We start from the raw sequence: 3,261 nt of genomic DNA on the forward strand, positions 1-3,261 counted from the left end.
ACGATATGACTGACTCTTTAATGGAGAGCCGTATACGCGGAGACGTGTACGTACGGTTCGGGGGCGAGCATTTGAAAACCTACCATAGTAATATGGAAAGGCGTTGGGTGCTTAGCCTACATACCGAAGACAGCCCGGTTGCTTTTAATCCTTTTTATACCGATGACGGGGTGTTTGATATTGAAAAAAGGGAATCCATCAAAACGCTTATCCTGACCCTTTGGAAAAAAGACAGCGAAGTCCCCACGCGAGCGGAAGAAGTGGCCTTGTCCAACGCTGTGAACAGTTTCATCCGGCTTATAAAAAAAGATAAAAGTACCGTTCCCTCGTTCAATACTTTTTACGAGTTTGTCAGGGGAGATTACCGGGAAGAACTGCGTTCGAAAAATGTCAGGGAAAAGGATTTTGACGTGGATAATTTCCTAAACGTGCTCGAACCTTATTACAAAGGGGGCGAATATGATTTTCTGTTGAACTCGGACAAGCAACTGGATTTACTCAACAAACGTTTTATCGTATTCGAGCTGGACAACATCGGTGACCATAAGGTTTTGCTCCCCATCGTGACCATTATCATCATGGAAACTTTCATTAATAAAATGAGGAGGCTGAAAGGTATCCGAAAGATGATATTGATTGAAGAATGTTGGAAGGCGCTGACTTCTGCCAACATGAGCGAGTACATTCGGTACCTGTTCAAGACAGTCCGAAAATACTTCGGCGAAGCGGTGGTGGTCACCCAGGAAGTGGACGACATTATCAGTTCTCCCATTGTAAAGGAAAGTATCATCAATAATTCGGATTGCAAAATCCTGCTCGACCAGCGCAAGTATATGAACAAGTTCGATGCAATACAGGGATTGCTTGGATTGACCGAAAAAGAACGCGACCAAATTCTTTCCATTAACATGGACAATGACCCCGGCCGGAAATACAAGGAAGTGTGGATTGGATTGGGCGGGGTCCAATCTGCCGTTTATGCCACAGAAGTTTCTGTGCAGGAATATTTTACATACACAACCGAAGAAACAGAGAAACTCGAACTGACCCGCCTGACTGAAAAATTGGGCGGGAACATTGAAATGGCCATCAAACAATTGGCTGAAAGTAAACAGGAAACTTTTACACATTAACATTTAAAACATAAAAGTATGAGGACAAGATTAATAGTAGCAGGGCTGCTTATCGTGCTTGGCACAAACGGGTTGAAAGCACAGTTTGTCGTTACTGACCCGCTAAGTATTGCGCAAGGTGTTATCAATTCGGCCAACGAAATTGTGCAGACTTCAAGCACAGTTTCCAACGTAATAAAAAATTTTCAGGAAGTGAGAAAGGTTTACCAGCAGGGAAAGGAGTATTACGACAAACTCAAAGCGGTACACGACCTTGTAAAAGACGCTTATAAAGTACAGCAAACACTGCTCATGATTGGTGAGATTTCCGATATATATGTCAGCTCTTTTGAGTTGATGTTGCAGGATAAATATTACACCGCAGAGGAGCTGGGAGCTATTGCCTTTGGTTATACAAAGCTACTGGAAGAAGGGGCAGCTACCCTTAAAGAGATGAAAGACGTCATTAGCAGTACCGGGCTTTCCATGACCGATAAAGAGCGCATGGATATTGTTGACAGGTGCTATAACGCGGTGAAACATTACCGGAACCTCACCCGGTACTATACCAACAAGAACATTTCCATATCGCTCATCCGGGCAGAGCAGGAAGGTGACAAAGCCCGGATACTTGCGCTTTACGGAAATGCTGAAGACCGGTACTGGTAAAATTTTTGTTTATGGATACATTTGACAATTTACACCAGGCGCTACGGGTGCTTTATAGCGAAATGATGCCCCTTTGTTCGGACATGACAGCGGTTGCCAAAGGTATAGCCGGGCTGGGCGCCTTGTTTTATGTGGCTTACCGGGTATGGCAGTCGCTGGCACGGGCAGAACCAATTGACGTTTACCCCTTGCTACGCCCTTTTGCCATCGGGCTGTGCATCCTGTTTTTCCCCACTATCGTCCTTGGAACAATGAATGCCGTGTTAAGCCCAATCGTGCGAGGGACAAACGGCATATTGGAATCGCAGGTACTGGACCTGGAACAACTGAAAAAGGACAAGGACACAATTGAACGGGAGAAAATGCTGCGAAACCCGGACGAAGCTTACCTTGTGAGTGATGAAGCATTTGATAAGGCCATAGATGAACTGGGATGGGGGCCCAAAGACCTTGTAACCATCGCCGGAATGTATGCCGAGCGAAGCTGGTATAACCTGAAAAAATCTATTCAGGAGGCTTTTCTCAATCTGTTGGAACTGATATTTCAGGCTGCCGCTTTGGTAATTGACTGTCTGCGGACTTTCTTTTTGATTGTACTGTCCATTCTTGGGCCAATTGCATTTGCATTCAGTATCTATGATGGTTTTCAGAATACACTTGTTACCTGGCTTACACGGTACATCAGCATTTACCTCTGGCTACCGGTGGCCGATATTTTTTCTTCCGTGCTGGCCAAGCTCCAGGCATTGATGATTCAAAAAGACATTGCAGAAATGGCAGCCGACCCGAATTATATCCCGCAGGGTACTGACGGGGTGTACATTACTTTTATGCTTATCGGGATTGTCGGGTATTTTACCATCCCAAGTGTGGCCGGATGGATTGTACAGGCCGGTGGCATGGGAAATTATGGAAGAAACGTAAACAGCGCTGCAATGAAAGGGGCTTCTGTTGCATCTGGAACGGCTGGCGCTGCCTCCGGGAATATTACAGGAAAAATATTAAAACGATAATCGAATCATTTAAAATTATGGAATTTAAACCTTTAAAGAATATAGAAAGCAGTTTTAAGCTGATACGGCTGTTTGCCATCATCTTTGTTTGTGCCAGTACAGTTGTAACTGTTTATGCTCTCTGGAGTTCCTACAGCTATGCTGAGGCCCAGCGTCAAAAAATTTACGTGCTCGACCAGGGAAAATCGCTGATACTGGCCCTTTCGCAGGATTTGGCACAAAACAGGCCAGTGGAGGCCAAAGACCATATCAGGCGTTTCCATGAACTGTTTTTTACACTATCGCCCGACAAGGATGCCATTGAACACAACATCAACCGCGCCCTTTACCTCTCGGATAAAAGTGCTTTTACCATTTACAAGGATTTGGTAGAAAGCGGGTATTTCAACCGCGTGATTTCGGGCAACGTAACCCAAAGGATATGGGTTGACAGCATCTCCTCCAACTTTAATAACTATCCTTACGAA

Annotated in this window: 4 protein-coding genes; all 4 read left to right on the forward strand. The window is 44.9% G+C overall.

What is annotated here, in order from left to right; genetic code table 11:
* Positions 1 to 1,133, forward strand: a 1,133-nt coding sequence (locus NC238_10820; protein MCM1566413.1) for a TraG family conjugative transposon ATPase, incomplete at its 5' end; no start/stop codon positions are given.
* A gap of 18 nt (positions 1,134 to 1,151) precedes the next feature.
* On the forward strand, positions 1,152 to 1,781 hold the full coding sequence (locus tag NC238_10825; protein MCM1566414.1) for a DUF4141 domain-containing protein: 630 nt from the start codon (positions 1,152 to 1,154) through the stop codon (positions 1,779 to 1,781).
* Positions 1,782 to 1,828: 47 nt separating this feature from the next.
* The gene (traJ, locus tag NC238_10830; protein ID MCM1566415.1) at positions 1,829 to 2,794 is read left to right on the forward strand and encodes a conjugative transposon protein TraJ; all 966 of its coding nucleotides are present in this window, start codon (positions 1,829 to 1,831) and stop codon (positions 2,792 to 2,794) included.
* A gap of 17 nt (positions 2,795 to 2,811) precedes the next feature.
* Positions 2,812 to 3,261: conjugative transposon protein TraK (gene traK / locus NC238_10835; protein MCM1566416.1), on the forward strand; the 450-nt coding region annotated here is incomplete at its 3' end.

It is taken from the genome of Dehalobacter sp. (genome assembly GCA_023667845.1).
In the GTDB taxonomy this organism is placed as follows: Bacteria; Bacillota; Desulfitobacteriia; order Desulfitobacteriales; family Syntrophobotulaceae; genus Dehalobacter.

Bases quoted from the DNA above. Each gene is read 5' to 3' on its own strand.
- NC238_10825 (MCM1566414.1), top strand. From the start codon at position 1,152: ATGAGGACAAGATTAATAGTAGCAGGGCTGCTTATCGTGCTTGGCACA.